Source organism: Massilia aurea (assembly GCF_040790145.1).
Lineage (GTDB): Bacteria > Pseudomonadota > Gammaproteobacteria > Burkholderiales > Burkholderiaceae_D > Telluria > Telluria aurea_C.
Window position 1 is genome coordinate 24,392 of the sequence record NZ_JBFMMP010000024.1, and the last position, 23,541, is coordinate 47,932.

Annotated in this window: 17 protein-coding genes; 11 read left to right on the forward strand and 6 right to left on the reverse strand. The window is 65.5% G+C overall.

The window, feature by feature from the left end; genetic code table 11:
• Positions 1 to 46: 46 nt before the first annotated feature.
• Complete coding sequence (locus AB2N08_RS21500; RefSeq protein WP_367612943.1) at positions 47 to 5,344, reverse strand: type I secretion C-terminal target domain-containing protein; 5,298 nt, start codon at positions 5,342 to 5,344, stop codon at positions 47 to 49.
• A 231-nt stretch (positions 5,345 to 5,575) separates the two neighbouring features.
• On the opposite strand from AB2N08_RS21500, the gene AB2N08_RS21505 reads away from it, so the two are divergent.
• From AB2N08_RS21505 to AB2N08_RS21520, 4 genes are all read left to right on the forward strand, one after another.
• Positions 5,576 to 7,093 (forward strand): BCCT family transporter, encoded by a 1,518-nt coding sequence (locus tag AB2N08_RS21505; protein WP_367612944.1) that lies wholly within the window; start codon positions 5,576 to 5,578, stop codon positions 7,091 to 7,093.
• Positions 7,094 to 7,109: 16 nt separating this feature from the next.
• A complete protein-coding gene (locus tag AB2N08_RS21510) occupies positions 7,110 to 7,826 on the forward strand; it encodes a MarC family protein (RefSeq protein ID WP_367612945.1) in 717 nt (238 codons plus the stop codon).
• Positions 7,827 to 7,933: 107 nt separating this feature from the next.
• Positions 7,934 to 9,073 (forward strand): glutathione-independent formaldehyde dehydrogenase, encoded by a 1,140-nt coding sequence (locus AB2N08_RS21515; protein ID WP_367612946.1) that lies wholly within the window; start codon positions 7,934 to 7,936, stop codon positions 9,071 to 9,073.
• 57 nt (positions 9,074 to 9,130) lie between these two features.
• Positions 9,131 to 9,340: a DUF2945 domain-containing protein gene (locus AB2N08_RS21520; RefSeq protein WP_367612947.1), complete on the forward strand. Its 210-nt coding sequence runs from the start codon at positions 9,131 to 9,133 to the stop codon at positions 9,338 to 9,340.
• Positions 9,341 to 9,359: 19 nt separating this feature from the next.
• Here the strand turns inward: AB2N08_RS21520 and AB2N08_RS21525 are convergent, their stop codons facing one another.
• The gene (locus AB2N08_RS21525) at positions 9,360 to 9,749 is read right to left on the reverse strand and encodes a hypothetical protein (protein WP_367612948.1); all 390 of its coding nucleotides are present in this window, start codon (positions 9,747 to 9,749) and stop codon (positions 9,360 to 9,362) included.
• Between the two features lie 232 nt (positions 9,750 to 9,981).
• Here AB2N08_RS21525 and AB2N08_RS21530 point away from each other — a divergent pair, with 232 nt between their 5' ends.
• The 4 genes from AB2N08_RS21530 (at position 9,982) to AB2N08_RS21545 (ending at position 15,883) form a co-directional block, all read left to right on the forward strand.
• Positions 9,982 to 10,647, forward strand: a complete 666-nt coding sequence (locus AB2N08_RS21530; protein ID WP_367612949.1) for a response regulator — start codon at positions 9,982 to 9,984, stop codon at positions 10,645 to 10,647.
• A complete protein-coding gene (locus AB2N08_RS21535) occupies positions 10,637 to 11,992 on the forward strand; it encodes an ATP-binding protein (protein WP_367612950.1) in 1,356 nt (451 codons plus the stop codon). Before AB2N08_RS21530 ends, AB2N08_RS21535 begins: the two co-directional genes overlap by 11 nt.
• Before the next feature lie 86 nt (positions 11,993 to 12,078).
• A complete protein-coding gene (locus AB2N08_RS21540) occupies positions 12,079 to 12,501 on the forward strand; it encodes a YgiW/YdeI family stress tolerance OB fold protein (protein ID WP_367612951.1) in 423 nt (140 codons plus the stop codon).
• A 58-nt stretch (positions 12,502 to 12,559) separates the two neighbouring features.
• Positions 12,560 to 15,883, forward strand: coding sequence for a DEAD/DEAH box helicase (locus AB2N08_RS21545; protein WP_367612952.1), 3,324 nt, complete (start codon positions 12,560 to 12,562; stop codon positions 15,881 to 15,883).
• A gap of 64 nt (positions 15,884 to 15,947) precedes the next feature.
• Here AB2N08_RS21545 and AB2N08_RS21550 read toward each other — a convergent pair whose 3' ends face one another.
• The 4 genes from AB2N08_RS21550 to AB2N08_RS21565 all read right to left on the reverse strand — a co-directional run bounded on the left by AB2N08_RS21550 (position 15,948) and on the right by AB2N08_RS21565 (position 19,447).
• Complete coding sequence (locus tag AB2N08_RS21550; RefSeq protein ID WP_367612953.1) at positions 15,948 to 16,451, reverse strand: host attachment protein; 504 nt, start codon at positions 16,449 to 16,451, stop codon at positions 15,948 to 15,950.
• 397 nt (positions 16,452 to 16,848) lie between these two features.
• Positions 16,849 to 18,336, reverse strand: a complete 1,488-nt coding sequence (locus AB2N08_RS21555; protein ID WP_367612954.1) for a PA domain-containing protein — start codon at positions 18,334 to 18,336, stop codon at positions 16,849 to 16,851.
• A gap of 2 nt (positions 18,337 to 18,338) precedes the next feature.
• Positions 18,339 to 18,749: a post-PEP-CTERM-1 domain-containing protein gene (locus AB2N08_RS21560; RefSeq protein WP_367612955.1), complete on the reverse strand. Its 411-nt coding sequence runs from the start codon at positions 18,747 to 18,749 to the stop codon at positions 18,339 to 18,341.
• Between the two features lie 80 nt (positions 18,750 to 18,829).
• Positions 18,830 to 19,447: a choice-of-anchor J family PEP-CTERM protein gene (locus AB2N08_RS21565; RefSeq protein WP_367612956.1), complete on the reverse strand. Its 618-nt coding sequence runs from the start codon at positions 19,445 to 19,447 to the stop codon at positions 18,830 to 18,832.
• A gap of 342 nt (positions 19,448 to 19,789) precedes the next feature.
• Here AB2N08_RS21565 and AB2N08_RS21570 point away from each other — a divergent pair, with 342 nt between their 5' ends.
• The 3 genes from AB2N08_RS21570 (at position 19,790) to otsB (ending at position 23,521) form a co-directional block, all read left to right on the forward strand.
• The gene (locus AB2N08_RS21570; RefSeq protein WP_367612957.1) at positions 19,790 to 20,341 is read left to right on the forward strand and encodes a hypothetical protein; all 552 of its coding nucleotides are present in this window, start codon (positions 19,790 to 19,792) and stop codon (positions 20,339 to 20,341) included.
• Between the two features lie 142 nt (positions 20,342 to 20,483).
• Positions 20,484 to 22,760, forward strand: a complete 2,277-nt coding sequence (locus AB2N08_RS21575) for an alpha,alpha-trehalose-phosphate synthase (UDP-forming) (protein WP_367612958.1) — start codon at positions 20,484 to 20,486, stop codon at positions 22,758 to 22,760.
• A complete protein-coding gene (gene otsB / locus AB2N08_RS21580) occupies positions 22,757 to 23,521 on the forward strand; it encodes a trehalose-phosphatase (protein ID WP_367612959.1) in 765 nt (254 codons plus the stop codon). Before AB2N08_RS21575 ends, otsB begins: the two co-directional genes overlap by 4 nt.
• The last annotated feature ends 20 nt before the right edge of the window (positions 23,522 to 23,541 follow it).

Consider the following 23,541-nt stretch of genomic DNA (forward strand, 5'->3'; position numbering starts at 1 on the left):
CGAACTATGTGTGGCCCTGACAACAAGGGCTGGGCCACGCCGTGCATCAGCCGCCCCAGGCCTGGTAGGCGATGCCCTGGCCGATCAGTTCGGCCACGGCTGCGACGTTTTCGCCGCTCTCGCTGAACGAGGCCAGCACGCCGGCCACCGTGTCGCGGCCCGAGTCGAGCACGTCGAGCCAGAATGCGAAGCCATCCCCGTCCGGAGTGCGGTCCAGCACGTTACGGTAGAGCAGGCCGACGACCTCGGCATTGCTCGGCGCCGCGCCGTACAGGTCGCGAAATTCCTGCGAATCGGCAAAGCCGCCGGCCACCGCGCCGAGCGATGCGCCGCGATCGAGGGCGGCGATCCAGTAACCCAGGCCCACCTCGTCGGGCGCGCGGTCGAACGCGGCGCGGTAGATGCGGTAAGCCTGGCCTGCCGCGCCCTGCGTGTCGAGCGCCAGGGCGCCATCGGCGAATTGCAGGCGTTCGATGTCGAGGACCAGGTCGCGCCCATCGTGCACGCCGCCGCGCAGGTCGGCCACGCGGAACGTGTCGGTGTTGAACATCTGGCCGCGCGCGCTGACCTCGTAGTTTGCCCGCACGCCGCTGTAGAGTGCGGTGTCGACGCCGTCGCCGCCAAGGATCATGTCGTTGCCGCCGGCGCCCTGCACGCTGTCGTTGCCGGCGCCGCCTTCCAGGACGTCGTCGCCCAGGCCGCCGGCCAGCCGGTCTTGTCCGTCCGTGCCGGGCACCGTGACGCCATCGGTGGCGACCGAGCCGGGCAGGTAGCCATAGCGCATATTGCCGGCCACCAGCGTTTCGAGCACCACGTTCTTGAGCGTGACCAGGTCGACCAGTTGACGGTAGGTGCCCGGGCCATCGATGTCGACCTGGATCACGGTGTCGGCGCCGCGTTGCACCATCCGGTAGTAGTCCGGGAATGGCGCTTCGCCGTCCCAGCCGCCAAGCTCGAAGACGTCCAGCACGTCGCCGCCGGCGCCGGCCTGGAAGTCGAGGATGGTCAAGGCGCCCTCGTAGGCCAGCGTGCGCAGCGAGAACGTGTCGCTGCCGGCGCCGCCCGTCATCTCGACGGTGGCGCCTTGCGCGAGATAGCCGCGCACGAGCAGGCGGTCGTCGCCGTCGCCGCCGTCGAGCACGACCAGCTGCGTGAATTCGCGCATGCTGTTGCGGCCATCGAGGCGCAGCAGGTCGTTGCCGGCGCCGCCCAGCAGCACATCGTTGCCGACGCTGCTGTGCAGGGTGTCGTTGCCGGCACCGCCTTCGAGCCGGTCGTTGCCGGTGCGTTCGGAGCGCCAGGTGTACGGCAGTTCGGGGTCGTCGTTGAACGCGATATCGTCGCCATCGAGCACATCGTCGCCGTCGCCGCCGAGCAGGGTATCGTTGCCCATGCCGGCGCGCAGCACGTCGTTGCCGGCGCCGCCATCGAGCCGGTCATCGAGCCAGCCGCCGCCCATCACGTCGGCGCCACTCGTGCCGGCGCGCTGCAGCCCGAGCGTCGAACCGTCCGGATTCAGGTTCAGCACGAAATTGTCCAGGCTCAGGGCGCTGCGTTGCACGTTCTGCAGCACCAGCATGTCCTTGAACGTCGCGGCGTCGCCGCCTGCGGGGCGCATTTGCAGCACGGTGTCGGCGCCGCGCTGGAGCATGCGCAGGGTGCCGGTCGGTGCGAACGGATTGCCGCCCTCGGGCGTGGCCAGCGCGAGCACGTCGATCCGGTCGCCGCCCGGGCCGGTGGTGAAATCGGTGACGGTGAACGTGTAGCTGCCGGCGCCGCCCAGCGGACGGTAGGTGTCGCTGCCGGCGCCGCCCGCGATATCGAGCCGCAGGCCGTTCGTGCCCGACATGTCGACGACGTCGTCGCCCGCGCCGCCGCGGACCTGGAACAGACCGCCGGCCGATGCCATATAGGCGCCCTGGATCGAGAAGCGGTCGTTGCCATCGCCGCCATCGAGCAGGCCGGCGCCGCCGCCGGCGGTCAAGTGATCGTCACCGGCCTCGCCGTACAGCGCATGGTTGCCTGCGCCGCTCACGACCAGCCGGTCGTTGCCGGCGCCGCCGTACTGGATGCTGTCGCCGTACAGATCGCTGAGGTAATCGTGGCCGTCGCCGCCGCGCAGCACGTCGTTGCCCGCATCCCCGTTGAGCTGGTCGTTGCCGGCGCCGCCTTCGAGCCGGTCGTTGCCATCGCCGCCGTACAGGAAATCGTCGCCTTCGCCGCCGTCGAGGTAATCGTTGCCGTCACGGCCTTCCAGGCTGTCGACATTGGCGCCGCCGCGCAGCGTGTCGTCCAGCCGGCCGCCGACGATGTGTTCGGCAGCCGGTCCGCCATTGCGTTCCAGGCCGATCGAGGAACCGTCGGGCCGTAACCCTTCAGTGAAGTTGGCTGCCGTGAAGGCGCCTGCCGTCGTGTTCTCGAACACGATGGCAGTGACGAACAGGGCCGTACCGGCGGCGCCGTCGGCGTCGAGCTGGAGCAGGGTGCGCGTGCCGTCCTGGACCAGGCGCGCGCGCGCGTCCGCGCCGAACGGATTGCCGGTAATGTTGCCGAGCATGGAGTACAGGTCGAGCACGTCGCCACCGGCGCCGGTCTGAAAGTCGGTGATTCTCAGCGTCGGGAACGCCTGCTGCGGCTCGAAGCGGAACAGGTCGGTTCCAGCGCCGCCCAGCAGCGTCACCTGGCGAATGCTGTCGGCGCCGCCCTGGATCGTGATGGTGTCGTCACCGATACCGGCATCGACCACCAGCGCTGCGGAGGGGCCGCCATAGCCGCTCACGACCTTGATCGTGTCATCTCCCGATCCGCCCAGCACGAGCTTCGTGCCCAGGCCAACTTCGAACGTGTCGTTGCCGGCGCCGCCGTCGAGTTCCGTGCCCATGGTCACGCCGTTGGCCGACCAGCTGGAGTCCAGCCAGTCGTCGCCATCGCCGCCGCGCAGGATGTCGGCGCCGTCGCCGTCCGTCAGGTAGTCGTTGCCGCTGCCGCCTTCGAGCACGTCATTGCCCGCACCGCCGCGCAGCTCGTCGCTGCCGCTGTCGCCGAACAGGCGATCGTCGCCAGCCTCGCCATACAGCGTGTCGTTGCCGGCGCCGCCCCGCATCGTGTCATTGCCGGCGCCGCCGAAGATGGTGTCGCCTTCGCCCAGCACCGTCTCGTCGCCGCCGTTGAGCACATCGTCGCCGCCACGGCCTTCGATCCGGTCGACGCCATCGCCGCCGTCGATGGTGTCTGCCATCTCGTCGCCGACCAGGGTATCGCGGCCCGGCGTGCCGGTCAGGGTCAGGCCGCGGTCGGTGCCGCTCGGATCGAAGCCGCCGACGAACTGGGCACCGGTCAGCGCAGCCAGCGTCGTATTGGCCAGGGTTGCAACCTGGACCCATCCCCGCGCGCTGCCGGCGGCGCCGTCGGCGTCGTGCAGCAGGTGTACGTCAGGGCCGTCCTGCACTGCTTTCAGGTAACCGCCGGCGCCGAACGGGTTGCCGGGCGCGCTGCCGGAAAGCAGCATGTTCAGGTCGATGCGGTCGCCCGCGCCCAGGTCGGTGATGACGACGTCCTGGCCCGAAGTGTTGAAGACAAAGGTGTCGGCGCCGGCGCCGCCGGTCGCGCGCACCGTGACCGGCCCGGTGAATCCGTAGAAATTGAGCGTGTCGTTGCCGTCGCCGCCGTCGAGCGTGACGGTGCGCGCCGCAGTGTTCGACTCACCGCTGACGAGCAGCGTGTCGTCGCCGGCCCCGCCCAGCAAGGTGTCGGCGCCACCGCCGCCGCGCAGATTGTCGTTGCCGGCGCCGCCGTCGAGCCGGTTGGCGCCGCTGGAATTGACGCTCAGGCTGTCGTTGCCGGCGCCGCCGAGCAGGGTGTTACTGCCTTCGCTTTCGTGCAGCTGGTCGTCGCCGTCGCCACCGTCGAGCACATCGTCGCCCTTGTCGCCGGTGAGGTAATCGTTGCCGCCCAGGCCGAGCAGGGTGTCGTCCAGCAGCGACCCGCGCAAGTCGTCCCGGCTCTCGCTCCCGCGCAGCGTCGTGCCGGTCGTGCCGCCGAGCGGGTTATAACCGTACAAAAAATTATCCGCCGTCAGCTGTGACGGCTGCACGCCAGTCAGTGTGAGGAGCGTGTTGTAGACCGCCGGGTTGTCGGCTTGACGGATCTGCAGGAGCGTGTCGGCGCCCGCTGCGCTCAGGCGCAGGCGGCCATCGACGAACGGATTGCCACCGTCGCGCACGCTCTGGATCTGGTCGATGCCGAGCCGGTCGCCGCCCGCCCCTGGCGTGAAGTCGGTGATCACGGCCTGCGCGCCGTTCTTGCCTTCGCCATAGTCGCGCACGGCGAACACGTCGCTGCCGCCGCCGCCGCTGAGCGTGAGCTGGCCGCGCGCCTCGGCGTACAGGTCGACGGTGATCGTATCGTCGCCTTCGCCACCGTCGGCGGTGGTCACCGGGCCGCCGAAGTACGACGCCGGTTCGATGCTGATGGTGTCATTGCCGGCGCCGCCAAGATAGGTGTAGCCGCCGTGGCCATTGAGGATATCGTCGCCAGCGCCGCCATCGACGATGCCGCTGCCGTCGCCGCCGTCAGCGTACAGTTGGTCGTTGCCTTCGCCACCGAGCAGGTGGTTCAGCCCGGTGCCGCCGCGCAGGATATCGTTGCCGGCGCCGCCATCGACCAGGTCGTCGCCTTCGCCGCCATCGAGGTTGTCGTTGCCGTCGCCGCCGTACAGCTTGTCGGCGCCGGCGCCACCGCGCAGGTAGTCGTGACCGCCGAAGCCGTACAAGGTGTCGTTGCCGGCGCCACCGTCGAGCGTATCGCGTTCGTCCCAGTCCGCCGTCGGATTGCCGCCGCCGATCAGGACATCGTCGCCGCCATGACCATTGATCGTGTCGGCGCCGCCGCCGCCATCGATGCGGTCGGCCAGGTCGCTGCCGTCGAGGGTCTCGCCGGCAGCGCCGCCGGTGACGTTCACTGCTACCGGGCTGAGGCTTGAGCGGAAATACGCACTGACATAGCCGCCGTTGGCGGCATTGCCATCGAGGTCGAGCACGACGCCGGCACTGAATTCGATCATGTAGTTGCTGGCATAGGCCAGGCGCTGCGGTGGCGTGTAGGTCAGGGTGTCGCCCGCGACCGTGACACTGGCGCCGGCGCCGATCGTTTCGGTGTAGGTGCCCGCCGGAGACCGGATCGTCACGGTGCCGCGACCGAGCTGGATCGTTTCGCTGAACTTGAATACCAGCGGCGCGTTTGCCGCCTGGCCATCGACCGGTCCCTGAACCAGCCACGGGGCGCCCGGGAGGCTGCTGGACAGGGTGATTGGCGGGACGGAGGACGAGATTGGCGAGTCAGGCATCATGAATCCGGTTGGGTAATTGAATGTACTTACTGAAAGGCAGGCGCTACTATCGCTTACCCGGCAGGCGGCGTCCAGTCATCCATAACAGCACGTCTTCAACGGCTGTCGTGACGTTGCCGTCATGCATGGATTGGCTATCGTGGCGCAGTCGACGCATGAATTATTTACAATGATCGATTCCCTCAAGTAAATCTCAACGCTCCGTGCGTTCTTGTCTCCGGAGACTGTATGCAAACAGCACTATCGGCCGGATTCATTCTTGCCATCGTTCTATGGGGCGTCATCTCGCCCGACACCATGGGCCCGGTGTTCGACACCGCCCTTGCCACCGTCACCCGCAACTTCGGCTGGTTCTACCTCTGGGTCGTGCTCGGCATGGTGATCTTCGTTGCCTTCCTGGCGTTCAGCCGCTACGGCAACCTCAAGCTCGGCGACGACGACGACGAGCCCGAATTCACCCTGGGCAGCTGGTTTTCTATGCTGTTTGCCGCCGGCATGGGCATCGGCCTGGTGTTCTTCGGCGTGGCCGAACCGATCTCGCACTACATCGAGGCGCCGCCCGGCACCGTCTCGAACACCCCGGAAGCGGCCGGCGCCGCCATGCGCTACACCTTCTTCCACTGGGGCATCCACCCATGGGCGGTGTACAGCGCCGTGGCCCTGGCGATTGCGTTCTTCCAGTACCGGCGCGGCGGTGTCGCGCTGGTCAGTACCGTCACGAATGCGCTGCCCTGGCCGATCGTCAGGCATATGGGTGGGTTCTTCAACGGCCTGGCCGTGGTGGCCACTGCCTTCGGCGTGGCGGCCTCGCTCGGCGTGGGCGCGCTGCAGATCAACAATGGCATGAACACCGTGTTCGGCCTTGAAGTCAGCGACTTCTCCCAGATCGGCATCATCCTGGTGGCGACCGTGCTGTTCCTCGGCTCGGCCGTCAGCGGCGTGACGCGCGGCGTCAAGCTTTTATCGAACCTGAACATGAGCATGGCGGCCTTGCTGGCGCTGGCCGTGTTCGTGCTGGGCCCGACCGTGGCGATCATCGACACGCTGACCAGCACACTGGGCAACTATGTCACCGAATTCGTGCGCATGAGCTTGCGCGCGACGCCGTTCCGCGACAGCAACTGGGTCGGCAGCTGGACCATCTTCTACTGGGCCTGGTGGATTTCCTGGTCGCCGTTCGTGGGCCTGTTCATCGCGCGCGTATCGAAAGGCCGCACGATCCGGGAGTTCATCCTCGGCACGATGCTCGCACCCACGCTGGCGGCGTTCATCTGGTTCTCGATCTTCGGGGGCACTGCGCTGCACATGCAGATCTGGCAGCAGATCCCGATTGCCGACGCGGTGCGCGCCGACACCGCCACCGCGCTGTTCGCCATGTTCGATGCGCTGCCGTTCGGCATGATCATGTCGGCCGTGGCCACCGTGCTGGTGCTGGTATTCTTCGTCACGTCGGGCGACTCGGCCGTGCTGGTGCTGGGCATGATGAGCAGCGGCGGCAATCCGAATCCGACCACGCGCAGCAAGCTGCTGTGGGGCGGGCTGATCGCCGGCATCGCGATCAGCCTGCTGCTGGCGGGCGGCCTGAAGGCGCTGCAGACGGCCACCATCGTGTTCGCCGTGCCGTTCTCGCTGGTGATCATCCTGATGCTGGTTTCGCTGTGGCGCGGGGTGCGCGAAGACTGGGCTGCGCACGAGAAGCAGGAGCGCGAGCTGCGCCGGCGCGTACGCCAGATCGTCGAGAAGTGAAGACATCAGGCCCGTCATGACCCTCGCATTACTGCTGGCAGTCGCCAAGAGCTTCCTGCTCGTGCTGGCGACGATGTTGCCGATCCTTAACCCGGCCGCGACGGCGCCGATCTTCCTGAGCATGACGGAAGGCGCGTCGCCCACCACCCGCACGCTGCTGGCGCGCCGGATCGCGCGCAATATGTTCTGGCTCATGACCGGCTCGATGCTGGTCGGCTCGTACGTGCTGGATTTTTTTGGTATCTCGTTGCCGATCGTGCGTATCGGTGGGGGCCTGATCCTCGCGTCGGTAGCATGGCGCCTGCTTGGCGCGACCCCGACGACGCCGGACAGCCGGGCTTCCCTGGCCGAGGCGTTCACGTCCGATCATGCGCACCGCCAGGCGTTTTATCCGCTGACGTTCCCGATCAGTTGCGGACCTGCGTCGATCGCCGTCGCCATCACGGTGGGTGTCTCGCTGCATGATGGCGAGCTGGTCGTCTCGCTGGCGCGCATGGGCGGCGCGTTGCTGGCGCTGGCGCTGATCGGCGTGCTTCTGTATCTGGCGTTTCGCTATGGCGAGCACTTTTTGCGGCTGATCGGCGACGCCGGCACCGCCGTGTTTCTGCGCCTGACGGCCTTCATCCTGCTGTGCCTTGGCGTGCAGATCGTGTGGGAGGGCGTGCGCGAACTGCTGCTCGAACTGAACGCCGTGTCGACGCATCTCGCTACCCTTGTGTCGGCGGGCACGTAGCGATTCATGCCGGATGCCGGCGGTTCGTGAGTTAGCGAACAGAGCATCAATCGTGCGCCTCCCAGAGTAGGTGTTTTAGTCACCGAACGCCTCACGAAGGGATACCAATGAAAGCACTTGTCTACAACGGACCATGCGACGTCCAGATCAAGAACATGCCGGACGCCACCATTGAAAAGCCGACCGATGTGCTGGTGCGCATCACCACCACCAATATCTGCGGGTCCGACCTGCACATGTACGAAGGCCGCACCAGCATGGAAACCGGCCGCATCCTCGGTCACGAGAACATGGGTGAAGTCATCGCGGTGGGCAAGGCGGTCGACCGCGTAAAAGTCGGCGATATGGTATGCCTGCCATTCAATATCGGCTGCGGCTTTTGCGAAAGCTGCGAGCGCGGCCTGACGGGTTTTTGCCTGACGTGTAATCCGGGCAACGCAGGCGCGGCCTACGGCTTTGCCGGCATGGGCCCGTACAGCGGCGGCCAGGCCGAACTGCTGCGCGTGCCATATGGCGACTTCAATTGCCTGGTGCTGCCGAAAGATGCGCAAGAGAAGGAAAACGATTACGTCATGCTGTCGGATATTTTCCCGACCGGCTACCACGCGACCGAACTGGCCCAAATGAAGCCGGGCGACTCAGTCGCTATCTACGGCGCCGGGCCGGTCGGCCTGATGGCGGCGATGTCGGCCTTCATCAAGGGCGCCAGCCGCGTGTTCGTGGTCGATCCGAACAAGGACCGCCTGGCGCTGGCCGAGAAGATGGGCGCGATCGGCATCGATGACACCGAAGGCGACGGCGCCGCGCAGATCAAGGAGCTGACGGACGGGCAGGGCGCCGATTGCGGCTGCGAGTGCGTGGGCTACCAGTGCTGCGACAAGCACGGCAAGGAAGTGCCGAACCTGACGATGAACAACCTGGTCGAAGCGGTCAAGCCGACCGGCGGCATCGGCGTGGTGGGCGTGTTCCTGCCGGAAGACCCGGGTGCGAAGGACGAGCTTGCCAAGGAAGGCAAGCTGGCCTTCGACTACGGCAAATTGTGGTTCAAGGGCCAGCGCATCGGCAATGGCCAGGCCAACGTCAAGGCCTACAACCGCAGCCTGGCCAAGCTGATCCACGCAGGGCGCGCCAAGCCGTCGCAGATCATTTCGCACGAGTTGTCGCTGGACGAAGCGCCGCACGCGTACCGGCAGTTCGACAAGCGCGCCGATGGCTGGACCAAGGTGATTCTCAAACCGGGTCAGTAAGTGTTATGTGGACCGGGGGCGGCCCCGGTCCATGGCATTCTTGACAAGGAGTGAATCATGACGACGACCTTCAAGGCCGGCGACAAGGTGCAGTGGGAATCGTCCCAGGGCACGGTCACTGGCAAGATCAAGAAGAAACTGACGGCGCCAACCGACATCAAGAGTCACCATGTCGCGGCGTCGAAAGAGCATCCCGAATATCTGGTGGTGAGCGACAAGACCGGGGCGGAGGCGGCGCACAAGGCGTCGGCGCTGAAGAAGGCGTAGCTGCGCCTTGATTAGCGCGTTACCGACGCGGTGGCGCTGCCTGCCGGTCTGTCGCGGCCTGGATGCTGCAACTGCGTGTGCAATGCTGGTAAGACTTCTCGCACGCACTCGTCCGGTCAAGCCGGCGGTGCGTGTCACCGGCCGCCTGCAAGGCACGTGTGCCCTGGCCGGGAACTTCGCTTTCGGCTGTTCGGGCAAGGGGATTGCGCGTGTTGTCCGGCGGTGGCATAAAGCGTTCGTTGCCGCCTGACCGGGCCTCGGCACGGCATTCCTGCTGCGCCGATTCGCACATCGACGTGCAGAAATTTGCATCGGCAGCCAGAGACTGGCTGGCTGCCAGCACGCCAACACACACCATGAAAGAGGCCGCCGGTGCGGTTAACCATATGAAGTCGAGTCGGGATGTCATGGGTCTGAGTTCAGTAGGGACGGTTGATAGTCTACGACATTGGCGCCGCTGAAAACTCACACAATCTCATCGTCTTCGTTGGCGTCTTTAAGATTCGGTTCACCTTGCATGGCGAGGATGGGCAGACAAGGTCTGATCCCGTTGCTGTTACGCATGTTATGGTTGAACGCGTTGGCGGCGGGCAGATCAGCTCCCACCAACCCCACGTTCATTACCGAATCTGACAGTCCCCATGCGCATCCTGCTAGTCGAAGACGACCTCTCCCTTGGCGACACCATCCAGGCCTGGTTGCGCCTTGACGGCCATGCCGTCGACTGGGTCCAGCGCGGCGACTCGGCGCAGACCGCTCTGATGACCCATCACTATGATTGCGTGCTGCTCGACCGCGGCTTGCCGGGTCTCTCGGGCGACGCCTTGCTGGGCCAGTTGCGCGCGGCCGGCAACGGCGTGCCCGTCATCCTGATCACCGCCTTCAATGCACTGGCCGACCGGGTCGAGGGCCTGGACCTGGGCGCCGACGACTACCTGGTCAAGCCGTTCGAACTCGAGGAAATGTCAGCCCGCATCCGCGCCGCCGTGCGCCGTGGCGCCAACCAGGTGAGCAATGAACTGGCGCATGGCGAGATCGCGCTGAATCTCGACACCAAGGCTGCCAGCCTGCGCGGGGCACCGGTCGCGCTCACGGCGCGCGAGTACAACGTGCTGTATGCGCTGCTGCTGCGCAAGAACAGCATCGTCACGCGCGCCCAGATCGAAGAAACGCTGTATGGCTGGGGCGATGAAGTCGAAAGCAATGCGATCGAGGTCTATGTGCACAACCTGCGCAAGAAACTCGGGAGCGATGCCATCGTCACCGTGCGCGGCCTGGGCTATCGGATGAAGAACGATGGCGAATAAAGCCGGGAACGATGCGCAGCCGTGGTCGTTGCGCCGGCGCCTGTTGACGGCCATCGTTGCCGCCAGCACCGTGCTGTGGCTGGCCAGCCTGGGCATCGTCACCGTCATCGCCTGGCAGGAGACCAATGAGGTCTTCGACGACGCGCTCGAAGAATCGGGCCACATGATCATGGCCGCCACCACCGACTGGAACGAGCGGGGCCTGCTGCTGCGGCCCGGCCTCGAAAGTCGCCATGGCGACAAGATCGACATGCAGTACCAGATCGTGGCCGATGGCCGCGTGATACAGCGCACCGGCGGCGCACCAGCGCAACCGTTCGTGACGAACTTCGACGAGCAGGACGGCTTTGCCGAAGTGCATAACAACGGCGAACCCTGGCGCGTGTTCGTCGTGCGCGACGCCGCCCGAAGCGTCGAGATCCAGGTCGGCCAGCAGCAGCGCAAACGCTTCGATATCCTCGAAGAGCTGGCCGAATCGCTGTGGTTGCCCGTGCTGGGCTTTCTGCTGCTGCTGGCGCTCGTGTGCTGGGTGTTGACCGGGCGCGTATTGAAACCCTTGCGCCAGACGGCGGCCACTATCGCCGCCAAGACGCCGCAAGACCTGACGCAGGTGGCCACCGCCGGCCAGGCGCGCGAAGTGCTGCCGATCGTCCAGGCGCTCAACGGCGTATTGGGCCGCCTGGAAGCGGCGCTGCAGGCCGAGCGCCGTTTTACGGCCGATGCCGCGCACGAGTTGCGCACGCCCCTGGCGGGCCTGCACATGCACGTGCAACTGCTGCAGCGCCAGCATCCCGAACTGGCCGCGCCGTTCCAGAAGCTGCGCCACGATATCGCGCGCACGACCGGGCTGGTCGACAGCCTGCTGACGCTTGCACGTCTGGACCCGCTGGCGCGCGAACAGCTGGTGCGCCAGCCGGTGGCCTTGTCGGCGCTGCTCGAACGGCTGGTGGGCGCGCATGCGCACGAGGCGGCAGGGCGCGGCATCGTCATTGCCGTGCACTGCGAGCTGGAGCATGTGCAGGCCGACCCGCAGATGCTCGACATCGTGCTGCGCAACCTGCTCGACAACGCGCTGCGCTACTGCCCGGACGGCAGCCGCATCGCCATCGAGGCGCGGCGACACGCCGGGGGGGACCGCATCGCCGTGCGCGACAACGGCCCCGGTGTCGACGAGGCCAGCCGCGCGCGCCTGAGCGAGCGCTTCTTCCGCGTGCTGGGGCAGGGACAAGCGGGCAGCGGGCTCGGGCTCTCGATCGTCAAGCGCATCGCCGATTTGCATGGCATCGTGCTGACGTTCGGCGCGGGCCTGGATGGCCGGGGGCTTGGCGTCACGCTCGATCTTTAAGATCGGTTTAATGTCCGCCCGGTGTAATGCGTCCGTGCCTGCCAACGATGTGCAGGCGACGACCCACCAACTACCGAGGACTGATCATGAAACGGATTTCCCGACTCACTTGCATCGCCCTGTTGTGCGCCGGTTCGGCAGCAGCCATTGCCCAGACCGCCACCACCGCCACCCCGACCGCCGTCGCCGGCCCGGCCACCAAGGCTGTCCCGTCTGGCTACGCGGGCCCATCGGGCGCGCCGCTCATGACGGCCAAGGATTTACTGGCCAACGGCAAGGACGACCAGTACGTGCGCCTCAAGGGCAAGCTCACCAGCCACAAGGGCGACGAGAATTACGAGTTCACCGATGCCAGCGGCAAGATCACGGTCGAGATCGATTCTGACCGCTTCCCGGCCGGTGTGACGGTCGACCACAACACGCTGGTGGAGCTCACCGGCGAGTACGACAAGGAGATGTTCGGCGAGTCCACCGTGGACGTCGAGCAGATCAAGATCGTCACGCAGTAAGAATCGGCGCGTTCGGGCGATAATGGTGGCTTCGCCGCCATGATTGCCCGATTCGCCCATGCATTACGATTACGCCGACCTGACGCACAACTTCGACCGCGGCGCCCTGCAGCGTGGTCACGACTATGCCGATGATGGCAATGTGCTGGCCGCGCAATGGTCGGACGACCGGCTGGTCGGCGAAGTCGCCGGCAGCGGCGGGGCAATCTACAGCCAGACGATCCGGGTGTTCACCCGGCACGAACAGGTCAACTTCGACGGCCGTTGCACCTGTCCGGTCGGCTACAACTGCAAGCACGTGGTGTCGGTCCTGGTCAAGGACATCGAGCAGCGCGAACGCGAAACGCGGCTGCCGCCCGCTGTGGCCAACGTCGTGGCGCAACACTGGCTGATGCAGCTCTCGCAACTGCGCCAGGTGTCGCAGCCGGCGCTGTCGGGCACCGGGGCGACCACCGTGCTGGCCTGGGTGCTGGTGCCCGACCAGGCCAGCGGCCGCTCCCGGCTGCACCTGCGCAAAGGCCGCCAGGGCAAACGTGGCGGCATCGGCACCACCTATGACGACATCAACCACCACTCACTGCTGCGCGATCCACCGGCCTGGATGGCGACGGGCGACGTCGAGCTGTTGCGCCAGTTTGCCGGCCTCGCGGCTGCGTCAAGCAGCCTGGGCGTCGCGCGGCCGCAGGGCGCGCTGGGCGCACGCCTGCTCGGCCAGCTTGTCGCGCAGGGCCGGTTGCTGCGTGCCCACACGGCGCAAGACCTGGCGCGCGGCCGCGTGTTTCCCTTGTCGGCCGGTCCGCAGCGCGCCGCTGTCATCGACTGGCATCCGCTGGACAACGATCCCGAAGCGCTTCAGTTGAGCTGGCAATTTGCAGGGGGCGGCGCGCGCGAACGGGACATCCCCGAGGAAGTGCTGCCCACTGAACCTGCCTGCTACATCGATGGCGAAGAGATCGGCGAGCTGGCGTTGCCGGCTTTGCTGGCGCCGCTGCAACTGGAAATGCTGCTCGATGCGGTGGAACAGGCGCCGTTGCTGTGGCCGGAACATCGCGCCAGCGTGGCCGCGCGCATGGCCGAGCTCGGCCTGGATGGCGTATTCCCCCTGCCACAGCTGCTCGAGACACACGAGCGCAGCGACGTGGCGCCGGTGCCATTGCTGCTGCTCGACAGCATGCTGGCCAAGCATCGGGGCGAGCACCGCTGGCACGACCATGCCACGCTGCTGTTCGACTACGACGGTTGGATCGCCGAAGTCGATGACGGGCCCGTGCTGCGCCGCGTCGACAATGCCGAGGTCCAGCTTATCGTGCGCAACGCCCCACTCGAGGCGGCGGCGAGAGCGATGCTGGCCGGCTTCGGGTTTTTCGCGCCGCTGCCAGACTCGCCGCTGGTCAAGCTGCCCGGCGCGGTGCAACTTGCCGACGAGGGCGCGTGGGTCGCCTTTGCGCGCGACGTGGTGCCGCAGATCGAGGCCGCCGGCTGGCTCGTCGAGACCGCGGCCGATTATCGCTACGATCTGCTCGCAGTCGATGACTGGTACGCCGAGCTCGACGAAGAAGGCGAGGGGGGCCAGGCCTGGTTCGCGCTCGAGCTGGGCATTGTCGTGAGTGGCCAGCGCCATGCGCTGCTGCCGCTGCTGGTCACGATGATCCGCGCCGCGCCGCTTGACTTCAATCCGGCGGCGCTGGCCGCGCGCGCCGACGATGGCGCCCTGGTGATCGAGCTCGACGACGAGACGCGCGTGGCCGTGCCCTGGGGCCGCATCAAGCCGATCCTGTCCACGCTGGGCGAGCTGTACTTCACCGAGCGCATGGGCAGCCGGGTGCGCCTGCCGTATATGGATGCGGCGCGGCTGGCCGAGCTCGAGCGCGCCGCGCACCTGCGCTGGATGGGCGGCGAGCGCCTGCGCGCACTGGGCCGCAAGCTCAACGATTTCGACGGCATCCGGCCGGTCGGGCTGCCACTTGGCCTGCAGGCCGAGCTGCGGCCTTACCAACTCAGCGGCCTGGCCTGGCTGCAGTTCTTGCGCGAGTACGAGTTCGGCGGCATCCTGGCCGACGACATGGGACTCGGCAAGACCATCCAGGCACTGGCCCACATCCTGGTCGAGAAAGAAGCAGGGCGGCTCGATCGCCCGGCACTGGTCGTGGCGCCGACGAGCCTGATGCCGAACTGGCAGGCCGAAGCGGCCCGCTTCGCGCCCGGCCTGCGCGTGCTGCTGCTGCACGGCAAGGAGCGCACGGCGCTGTTCGACGGCATCGGCGGTGTCGATCTGGTGCTCACCACTTACGCGCTGCTGGGGCGCGACGAGGTGGCGCTGCGCGCGCATCGCTATCACCTGTTGATCCTCGATGAAGCGCAGTACATCAAGAACAGCCGCAGCAAGGCGGCGCAGACGGCGCGCCTGCTCGAAGCGCGCCATCGCCTGTGCCTGACGGGCACGCCGGTGCAGAACCACCTGGGCGAGCTGTGGTCGCAATTCCACTTCCTGATGCCGGGCTTGCTGGGCGACGAGCGGGGCTTCAACACCGTGTTTCGCAAACCGATCGAGCAGGGCGGCGACACGGGGCGCAAGGATTTGCTGGTGCGGCGCCTCAAACCGTTCATGCTGCGCCGGACCAAAGACAAGGTGGCGACCGAACTGCCGCCCAAGACCGAAATCATCCTGCCGGTCGAGCTGGGCGGCGTGCAGCGCGACCTGTACGAAACGGTGCGCGTGGCGATGGACCGCAAGGTGCGCGACGAGATCGACCGCAAGGGCCTGGCGCGCAGCCATATCGTGATTCTCGAAGCCCTGCTCAAGCTGCGCCAGGTGTGCTGCGATCCGCGCCTGCTCAAGACCGGTGCTGCCGGCGGTTCGGCCAAGCTCGAGGCGCTGATGGAATTGCTCGATACCCTCATCAGCGAAGGCCGCAAGGTGCTGGTGTTCTCGCAGTTTACGAGCATGCTGGCGCTGATCGCCGACGAACTGATCGCGCGTAACATCGCCTACGTCGAGCTCACCGGCAGCACGGTCGACCGCGCCGCACCGGTCAATGCGTTCCAGGCGGGGCAGGTGGGCGTGTTCCTGATCAGCCTGAAGGCCGGCGGCGTAGGCCTTAACCTGACGGCGGCCGACACCGTGATCCACTACGATCCGTGGTGGAACCCGGCCAGCGAAAACCAGGCCACCGACCGCGCCTGGCGCATTGGCCAGACGCAGCCAGTGTTCGTCTACAAGCTGATCGCGCGCGGGACGCTGGAAGAGAAAATCCAGGAAATGCAGCGCCGTAAAGGCGATCTGGCCAATGCCCTGCTGGCAAACGACACCGAACTGGCGCCGACGATCGGGGCCGAGGATCTGCGCGCGATTTTTTCGCCGGTCGAGCAAGCACAGCCTTGAATGCAAAAAAGCCCGCCGGGTGGCGGGCCTGTCGGTGTTCAAGAGACCGGGTGTTATGCCGGACTTATGCTTTTTCCAGCTGGGCCGCGAGTTGGCCACGCAGTTCGTGGCCGCTCGAGTGCGTGTAGTCCTTGTTCAGCTCATGCGTGATCAGCCCCTTGACCTGGGGATCGATCGCCGTGCGCAGCAGGCCGAGGAACTCGGGCGAGGCCGACACGATCAGGTGCTGAAACTGGCTTTTCTGGTGCGCTTGCAACAGATACGCTGCGACGTCCTTGGCAAACTTTTGCGCTTCGTGCTCGGCCGGCGTGACGGCTGGCTGGTAGTCACTGCCTGGCGCGCCGGCCTGTGTCGCGTGCTCGAAGCCGCCGCCCTGGCCACCGCCAATATTGTGGCCGCTGGTGCCGGCCGATCGTGGGCTCAGCTTGTCGGTCACGATATCCAGTACGCGCTGTTGCGCAGCGGGATTGACCAGGTCTTCCACTTCTTGCAACGACTTGGCGGAATCGACATCGGCGAAGATACGTGCACGGCCGGCATTGGCCGCAATAATCCAGGTTGTAGGCATATTGTCCCCTGTTCGATAGTGAATGGGCGCATCGGGGCGCCGCGAAGCCCGTGCTTCGGGCGGTACGATGCGCGTGACAATTCAGTATAGCCCTGCCAAAAAAACCACGTCGCACCGCGTTCCTGCCGTGCGCGCCAGAAGGCATGGCGGCATGAATTATTTTCTTTGCGGGCGTGCAGTAGCGTACTGACCAGAATTGGCGCGTGGCGCAAGATCAACCCATCGACAACGCACATGCGAAAGGGAGTACATCATGGGTAAATATTTCATCGGTTGGCTGCTTGGCATCCCGGTCGTGGTACTGGTGCTCCTGTACCTGATCTTCTGATCCACTATCATGTCGGCAGTAAAAAAAACGCCACCTTTCAAGGTGGCGTTTTCGTATTTCACCAGTTGATTACCAACCGATATCCTTCAGCAGTGGCAGCGTCAGATCGTACGGTGGCGACACGTTCAGCGTCAGGTCGGCGTTGATGCTCGGCTCCATCAGCAGGTTTGGCGACGCCGTCACATCCCAGTGCGAGACCGACGAACCGCCTGCCAGCTGCGTTGGGGTGTACAGCAGCGGACGACCCAGTGAATCGGCGCCGGCCTTGCGGGTTGGATCCGTGGACAGTGAAGCGATCACCACGCCAGGCTGCGAACGCGTGCCGTATGGCTTGGCCGCGGCCACGGCGGCCTTCAATGCATCGCCAGCTGCCTGGGTGATACCGAACGACGGAATGGTGATGGTCGGATCGGCGCCGCCCGGTGCGATGTCGCCATCAACGTTGTTTGCCAGCAGAACGCCCACTGCGCCGGCATTCTGCGCATTCTTGACCTTCACGGCGAAGCCGCAGGTACCGCGGCTGATGATCGGCACCTTGCCGCGCACCGCTGCGATATTGGCCGCATTGAACGGTTCGCAGCCTGGACCGGTTTCACCGGCCTGGGTCGTGAGCGTCGCCAGTGCGCCCAATGACGAGACGGCTGGCAGGACCGGACCGAAGGCCGAGGCTTGATAGTTGATGACCGGCAGGACACCGGTCGGCGGCGTGGCCTTCAGGATTGGCGTCGAGCGCAGGATGCTGGCGCCGGCGACCGAGTTGGGGCCGGTCCAGGCCAGGCCCAGATTGTTGATGGCCGAGACGCGGCGTTCGGCCGACGTCATGTTCAACCAGCTCTTCTGGGCAGTGTTGTCGTACATGAAGTCTTCCCAGACGCTCGGCACGCCGCCGGTGGCGACATAGGCCGAGCCGGACGCGTTGATGCGGTAACCGTTCGACGTATTCACGCTGATCACCGAGAAGCCCAGGCCGTGGCCGAGTTCGTGCAGCAGGGTCGCGGCGAAGTTCACCTGACCGCCTGCATTGCCGTCCAGGCCCAGGTAGAAGGTACGGCCGCTCAGGCAGCCCGGCTGACCGAGGTTGACGTTGAACTGGGTCTTGATATCGACGTTGCCGAAGCCGGAGCCGTCGTCAGGGGTGCCATCGGTCAGATTCACGCCGGCCAGCTTGTTGGCCAGTGCCGCCGGGTACCAGCGGTTCGGCTTGCTGTTCGGGAAATCACGCCAGATATTCCATGCGCCGGCGCTGCCGAGCACGGCCGACGTCTCGGTGCAGGTCAGTGCTTCCCAGCCGGCCGAGACGGTGATCGCCACGTTGCTGTTCAGGTTGCGCTCCCAGATGTCGGCGACGTAACGGTACACGTTATAGCGTTGCTGACCCACGGTCGTGCCCATATTGCCGCCCACCGGCGTGGCAGGGGTTGGGTCGTTGAAGCCTTCGCCAACCGGGTCGCGGCTCTGGATGGTGATGGTGGCCGCCTGTGCGGCGATGCAGGTCAGGATGCTGGCGGTGGCCAGCAGGGTGCGTGCGGTGGTGAGCGAGAAAGATTGGGTGCGCATGATTACTCCGTGACAGGCGTAATGGTGTGAACGTGGCCGGTCGATTCGGCATTCTTGGCGTCGCCGTGCGACACGGTGAGACTGCCATCGGCATTCACGACGGCGACCGAGCTGGTCATGAAGTCATCGGTCAGGCGGGCGCCCCGCGCGCCGCTGCTGTGGGATTTTTGCAGGGTCGGCTTTGGCGCGACACGTGCCATGGCGCTGGCGCGCTTTGCCGTCAGCGCTGCCGCTTCGGCGGCAGTGGCGGAACGCAGCTTGCCGGTTTCGGCATCTTTCACGGCAATCAGCGATTCGGCCGACTGAGGCGCTGCTTCCTGGGCGACGGCGCCGTGGCTGGCAAAGCCCATCAGGGCAAGGGTAATGCCGGCGGCGCGCAGTGCGCGCAGGCCGGTTTGATGTTTCTGGGACATGACTATCTCCTGGAAAAACATATTCGATGCAAATGGTGCGAAGCGCAGCGCGCTTCGGGTGACGACGTTGCGTGCTGCGATCAGGCGCGTTTGCGGCGACGTGCGGCCACCAGGCCCATGGCGCCAGCGGCCAGGATCAGGATGCTCGACGGTTCAGGTACGTTGACGACCAGCGAGTCGATGCCGACATAGCTCGACGTATCAGCGTTGCCGCTGTACTGGAAGGCGAAACGGCCGGTGCCGGCGCTTGGGCCGATGTGGGCAAAGTATTGTGTCCAGCCATTGGTACCGACGGTGAATGTCGGCACCAGGTCGGTCACTACGCCGGTGGCGTCGGTGAAGCCGAAGGCGATCTGGTCGCTGAAGCCGACTTCGTCGATGGCCTGGAGCCAGAACGACACCGTCGCGCCGATCGCGGTCGAGAATTCGGGGGTGTACAGCCAGTTGTTGATCGTGCCGCCTTCGGCCGCATTGCCATAGTTCGCTGCGACGTAGCTGTAATCCGAGCTGCCCTGGGCAGTGAACCCGACGTTGCCCTGGAACCAGCCGGTCTGGCCAGCCGGCGTGCTCTTGTTATCCAGAATCCAGCCTTTGCTCTGGAGGCTGCTTACATCATCGAAACCTTCACTAATTACGACATCGGCGTAGGCCGAAGTCATCATTCCGGAAACCAGCAATGCGACAAGTGCTTTCTTCATTCTGATGCGCTCCAAGTATGTACGATGAACGGCGCTGCAATGGTGTCGCAGCCCCTGTATCGGGTGTCGTAACGATATTTCGACGACTATGCGAGGTAATGCACATACTGTGCCAGCAAAACAAACTACTGATTTCTATAGGAAATATTTGCGCGGGCGCAAAATTGGTAAATAAATGTAAGATTTTTCGACAAATTTCATACGCTTGTCATGTAAATAGCGACACTTTATTTTTCATTTTTGTAGATTGCGCAATTTTGTTGCCATAAAGTAGGTTTGGTTGATGGTTTGCCATTCAGCGGACATGCTACGCTCGCTGCTCCTATTTCCTACTGGACCATGATGAATCTACTGCTTCCTGCGTTCGCCGTTACCTGCCTGCTGACTGCGTGCGCCGCTACCCAACCATTCGTCGATCCCCGCGACAGCTTCATGGCCACGCTCAAGACCATGTGCGGCCAGCGCTTCGAGGGCGGCCAGACTTATGCAATCGATCCGAACAACGAGTTCGCCAACAAGACCATCTCGACCGAGGTTATCTGCAGCGCAGCCGACGTGCGCATGCCGGTGAAAGTTGGCGAAGACCGCTCGCGCACCTGGATCTTCACACGCCCTGCGGCCGGGCTGGAACTGCGCCACGACCACCGCCACGCCGACGGCACGCCGGACAAGGTGACGATGTATGGCGGCATGGCGCAGGCCGGCGGCAGCGCGCGCTCGCAGGCATTCCTGGCAGACGCCTACACTGCCAGACTGGTTCCCGGTGCGGACACCAACCTGTGGACCGTGACCCTGAGCGAGGATGGCTCGACATTGACCTACCGTCTGGAACGGCACGCCAAGCCACGCGCCGAGTTCGTCATGAAGCGCGTGCCGGGTCAAGCTGGAAGGTGAAGAGAGCGCGCGGATGCCGCCGCGCGCTCTTTTCAGTGCCGATCTCGCCCCGTTCGGCACCGTTGCGTGCAATAGCGACAAGATAATTTTTAGATAGCTATAATCAATCGGGTCGGCGACTTCGTCCCATTGAAAGAGCTTCATGCGTTTCAGATCGATTCAGTTGTCCCTGCGGTTCATCGTTCCCCTTGCCCTCGTGCTGGCCCTGTTCGGCTACTTCGCCATTCCCTGGATGGAAAATCTGACCGAACGCTGGTTCGTGCGCGATCTCGACACGCGCTCGCGCCTGGTCTCGAGCACGCTGCAGCAGCCCCTGCTGACGTATCTCGAGGACGGTTCGGGCGAGCGCATCAACGACGCGTTCGAGCGTGCGATCCAGGATGAGCGCCTGTATGCGCTGGCCCTGTGCGCGCCCGATGGGATCCTGCTGTACAAGACCACGACCTATCCGGCCACGCTCGGTTGCCGCCAGGGTGAGAGCACCGAGGGCGAGGCCAATCCCGTGGTGCGCCTGGCGCAAGGTCCTGTCCATGTGTCCACGCGCGAGCTGATCCAGGACGGCGCCTCCGCCGGCCGTCTGGTGCTGGTGCAGGACATGAGCTTCATCGAACGCCGCAGCGCCGACACCAAGAAGTACATCCTCGGCCTGTTCGTGCTGATGGCCGGCGCCATCTCGCTGATCACGGTCATCATCGCCCACCTGAGCTGGCACGGCTGGGTGGCCGGCATGCGCGAAATGCTGCGCGGTGAACTGCTGCCGCGCTCGCCGCGCCGCGGCACGCCCGCAGCGGCGCCGGTCGAAGGCGACATGGCGCCGCTGGCCAGCGAGTTTCGCGCCATGCTCAACGATTACCAGCGCGAGCTGGCCGCCAGCCCGGTCGAGTCGACCGCCTGGAGTCCCGAAACGCTCAAGCTGCTGCTGAACAAGGACCTGGCCGGCGACCAGATCCTGGTGGTGTCGAACCGCGAGCCGTATATCCACGAGGCCACGCCCAATGGCGTGAAAGTCAAGCGCCCGGCCAGCGGCCTGGTCACGGCGGTGGAAGCCGTGATGCGCGCCTGCTCGGGCACCTGGATCGCGCATGGCGCCGGCTCGGCCGACCGCGAGACGGTCGACGCCAACGACCACGTGCCAGTGCCGCCCGACCACCCGAGCTACACGCTGCGCCGGGTCTGGTTGTCGAAGGAAGAAGAGCAGGGCTATTACTACGGCTTTGCCAACGAAGGCCTGTGGCCGCTGTGCCATATCGCCCACGTGCGCCCCGTATTCCGCTCGACCGACTGGGCCGAATACGTGCGCGTCAACCAGCGCTTTGCCGATGCCGTGATCGCCGAAGCGCGCTCGGACAACCCGGTCGTGCTGGTGCAGGATTACCACTTCGCGCTGCTGCCGCGCATGGTGCGCGCGGTGCTGCCAAAGGCCACCATCATCACGTTCTGGCACATCCCGTGGCCGAATCCGGAATCGTTCGGCATCTGCCCATGGCGCGAAGAAATCCTCGACGGCATGCTGGGCAGCACGATCCTCGGCTTCCACACGCCGTTCCACCGCAAGAACTTCCTCGACACGGTCGACCGTTACCTGGAAACCCGCATCGAAGACGAAGCGTCGACCGTCAGCTATGGCAACCAGCTGACACAGGTAAAACCGTACCCGATTTCCATTGCCTGGCCCGACGAGATCCCGGGCGAACCCGACATCGCCGCCTGCCGCGCCGAAATCCGCCAGGCGCTGTCGCTGCCGGCCGACCAGTTGCTTGGCATCGGGGTCGACCGCCTCGACTACACCAAGGGCATCGTCGAGCGTTTTGAAGCGGTCGAGCGCATGTTCGAGCTGTATCCCGAACTGATCGGCAAATTCACCTTCGTGCAGATTGCCGCACCGACCCGCTCGTCGCTCGACGAATACCAGAACCTGGAAACGCGCGTGCGCGCCCTGGCCCAGCGAATCAATGACCGCTACGCCAGCGGCACCTACTTGCCAATCGTGCTGAAAACCGAGCACCACGAACAGCGTCAGCTGCGCACCTACTTCCGCGCATCGGACGTGTGCAGCGTAACCAGCCTGCATGACGGCATGAACCTGGTGGCCAAGGAATTCATCGCCGCCCGGGACGACGAGGGCGGCGCCCTGATCCTGAGCCAGTTCACGGGCGCGGCGCGCGAACTGCATGAAGCGCTGATCGTCAACCCGTACCACATCGAAGAGGGCGCCGAAGCGCTGTGCCAGGCACTGCGCATGCCGCGCGACGAGCAGCGCGAACGGATGCGCAGCATGCGCCGCCGGGTGCGCGACTTCAATGTGTATCGCTGGGCCGGCCGCATGCTGCAGGATGCGGCGCGCCTGCGCCAGCGCGAGCGCGTCAAGTCGCGCATCGTTTCGCTGAGCCAGGACCGCGTGCGCAGGGGGGACGCATGAAAGACAATCTGCAAGCCGCCCTTGATCTGCTGGCCGCACCCGATTGCGCGCTGTTTCTCGACTTCGACGGCACGCTGGTCGACATCGCGCCGCTGCCCGACCAGGTGATCGTCACCGACACGCTGCGCACCGCGCTGCCGCTGCTGCAAGCGCGCCTGAAAGGGCGGCTGGCGCTCGTCTCCGGCCGACCCATCAATGAGCTCGACAAGTTGCTGGCGCCGCTCGTATTTCCTGCTGCCGGCGTGCATGGCATGGAGCGGCGCGGCATCGACGGCGTGGTGCGGCGCCTGCCGGCGCCCGACTTTGCCCTGGTGCGCCAGGCCGCGCAGGGCCTGGCGGCGCGCCATCCCGACCTGTGGGTCGAAGAGAAGCACGGCGCGCTGGCGCTGCACTTCCGTCAGGCGCCCGAGTTGCAGGCGCTGTGCACCGACGTGATGCGCGCTGCCGTCGAGGCCAGCCCGGGCCTGTTGCTGATGGAGGGCAAGATGATCGTCGAGGTCAAATCGAATGCCGTGAGCAAGGGCACGGCGATTCGTGACTTCCTGGTCGAAGCGCCGTTCGTGGGTTCCCGCCCCCTGTTCGTCGGCGACGACACCACCGATGAAGCCGGCTTCGCACACGTACAAAGTATTGGCGGGATCGGCCTGAAGGTCGGACCGGGGCCCACCGTGGCCCAGTGCCGCATCGCGTCGGCGGAACGCTTGCGAGAGTTACTGGCGCAAGCGGCCGCCACGCCAACCATTGAAAAGGACACACCATGAATGATGATTCCCACGAGTCG

What these genes read in the sequence shown, in the direction of transcription:
- AB2N08_RS21500 (WP_367612943.1), bottom strand. Translation starts at nt 5,344, where the DNA reads ATGCCTGACTCGCCAATCTCGTCCTCCGTCCCGCCAATCACCCTGTCC.
- AB2N08_RS21505 (WP_367612944.1), top strand. Translation starts at nt 5,576, where the DNA reads ATGCAAACAGCACTATCGGCCGGATTCATTCTTGCCATCGTTCTATGG.
- AB2N08_RS21510 (WP_367612945.1), top strand. Translation starts at nt 7,110, where the DNA reads ATGACCCTCGCATTACTGCTGGCAGTCGCCAAGAGCTTCCTGCTCGTG.
- AB2N08_RS21515 (WP_367612946.1), top strand. Translation starts at nt 7,934, where the DNA reads ATGAAAGCACTTGTCTACAACGGACCATGCGACGTCCAGATCAAGAAC.
- AB2N08_RS21520 (WP_367612947.1), top strand. Translation starts at nt 9,131, where the DNA reads ATGACGACGACCTTCAAGGCCGGCGACAAGGTGCAGTGGGAATCGTCC.
- AB2N08_RS21525 (WP_367612948.1), bottom strand. Translation starts at nt 9,749, where the DNA reads ATGACATCCCGACTCGACTTCATATGGTTAACCGCACCGGCGGCCTCT.
- AB2N08_RS21530 (WP_367612949.1), top strand. Translation starts at nt 9,982, where the DNA reads ATGCGCATCCTGCTAGTCGAAGACGACCTCTCCCTTGGCGACACCATC.
- AB2N08_RS21535 (WP_367612950.1), top strand. Translation starts at nt 10,637, where the DNA reads ATGGCGAATAAAGCCGGGAACGATGCGCAGCCGTGGTCGTTGCGCCGG.
- AB2N08_RS21540 (WP_367612951.1), top strand. Translation starts at nt 12,079, where the DNA reads ATGAAACGGATTTCCCGACTCACTTGCATCGCCCTGTTGTGCGCCGGT.
- AB2N08_RS21545 (WP_367612952.1), top strand. Translation starts at nt 12,560, where the DNA reads ATGCATTACGATTACGCCGACCTGACGCACAACTTCGACCGCGGCGCC.
- AB2N08_RS21550 (WP_367612953.1), bottom strand. Translation starts at nt 16,451, where the DNA reads ATGCCTACAACCTGGATTATTGCGGCCAATGCCGGCCGTGCACGTATC.
- AB2N08_RS21555 (WP_367612954.1), bottom strand. Translation starts at nt 18,336, where the DNA reads ATGCGCACCCAATCTTTCTCGCTCACCACCGCACGCACCCTGCTGGCC.
- AB2N08_RS21560 (WP_367612955.1), bottom strand. Translation starts at nt 18,749, where the DNA reads ATGTCCCAGAAACATCAAACCGGCCTGCGCGCACTGCGCGCCGCCGGC.
- AB2N08_RS21565 (WP_367612956.1), bottom strand. Translation starts at nt 19,447, where the DNA reads ATGAAGAAAGCACTTGTCGCATTGCTGGTTTCCGGAATGATGACTTCG.
- AB2N08_RS21570 (WP_367612957.1), top strand. Translation starts at nt 19,790, where the DNA reads ATGAATCTACTGCTTCCTGCGTTCGCCGTTACCTGCCTGCTGACTGCG.
- AB2N08_RS21575 (WP_367612958.1), top strand. Translation starts at nt 20,484, where the DNA reads ATGCGTTTCAGATCGATTCAGTTGTCCCTGCGGTTCATCGTTCCCCTT.
- otsB (WP_367612959.1), top strand. Translation starts at nt 22,757, where the DNA reads ATGAAAGACAATCTGCAAGCCGCCCTTGATCTGCTGGCCGCACCCGAT.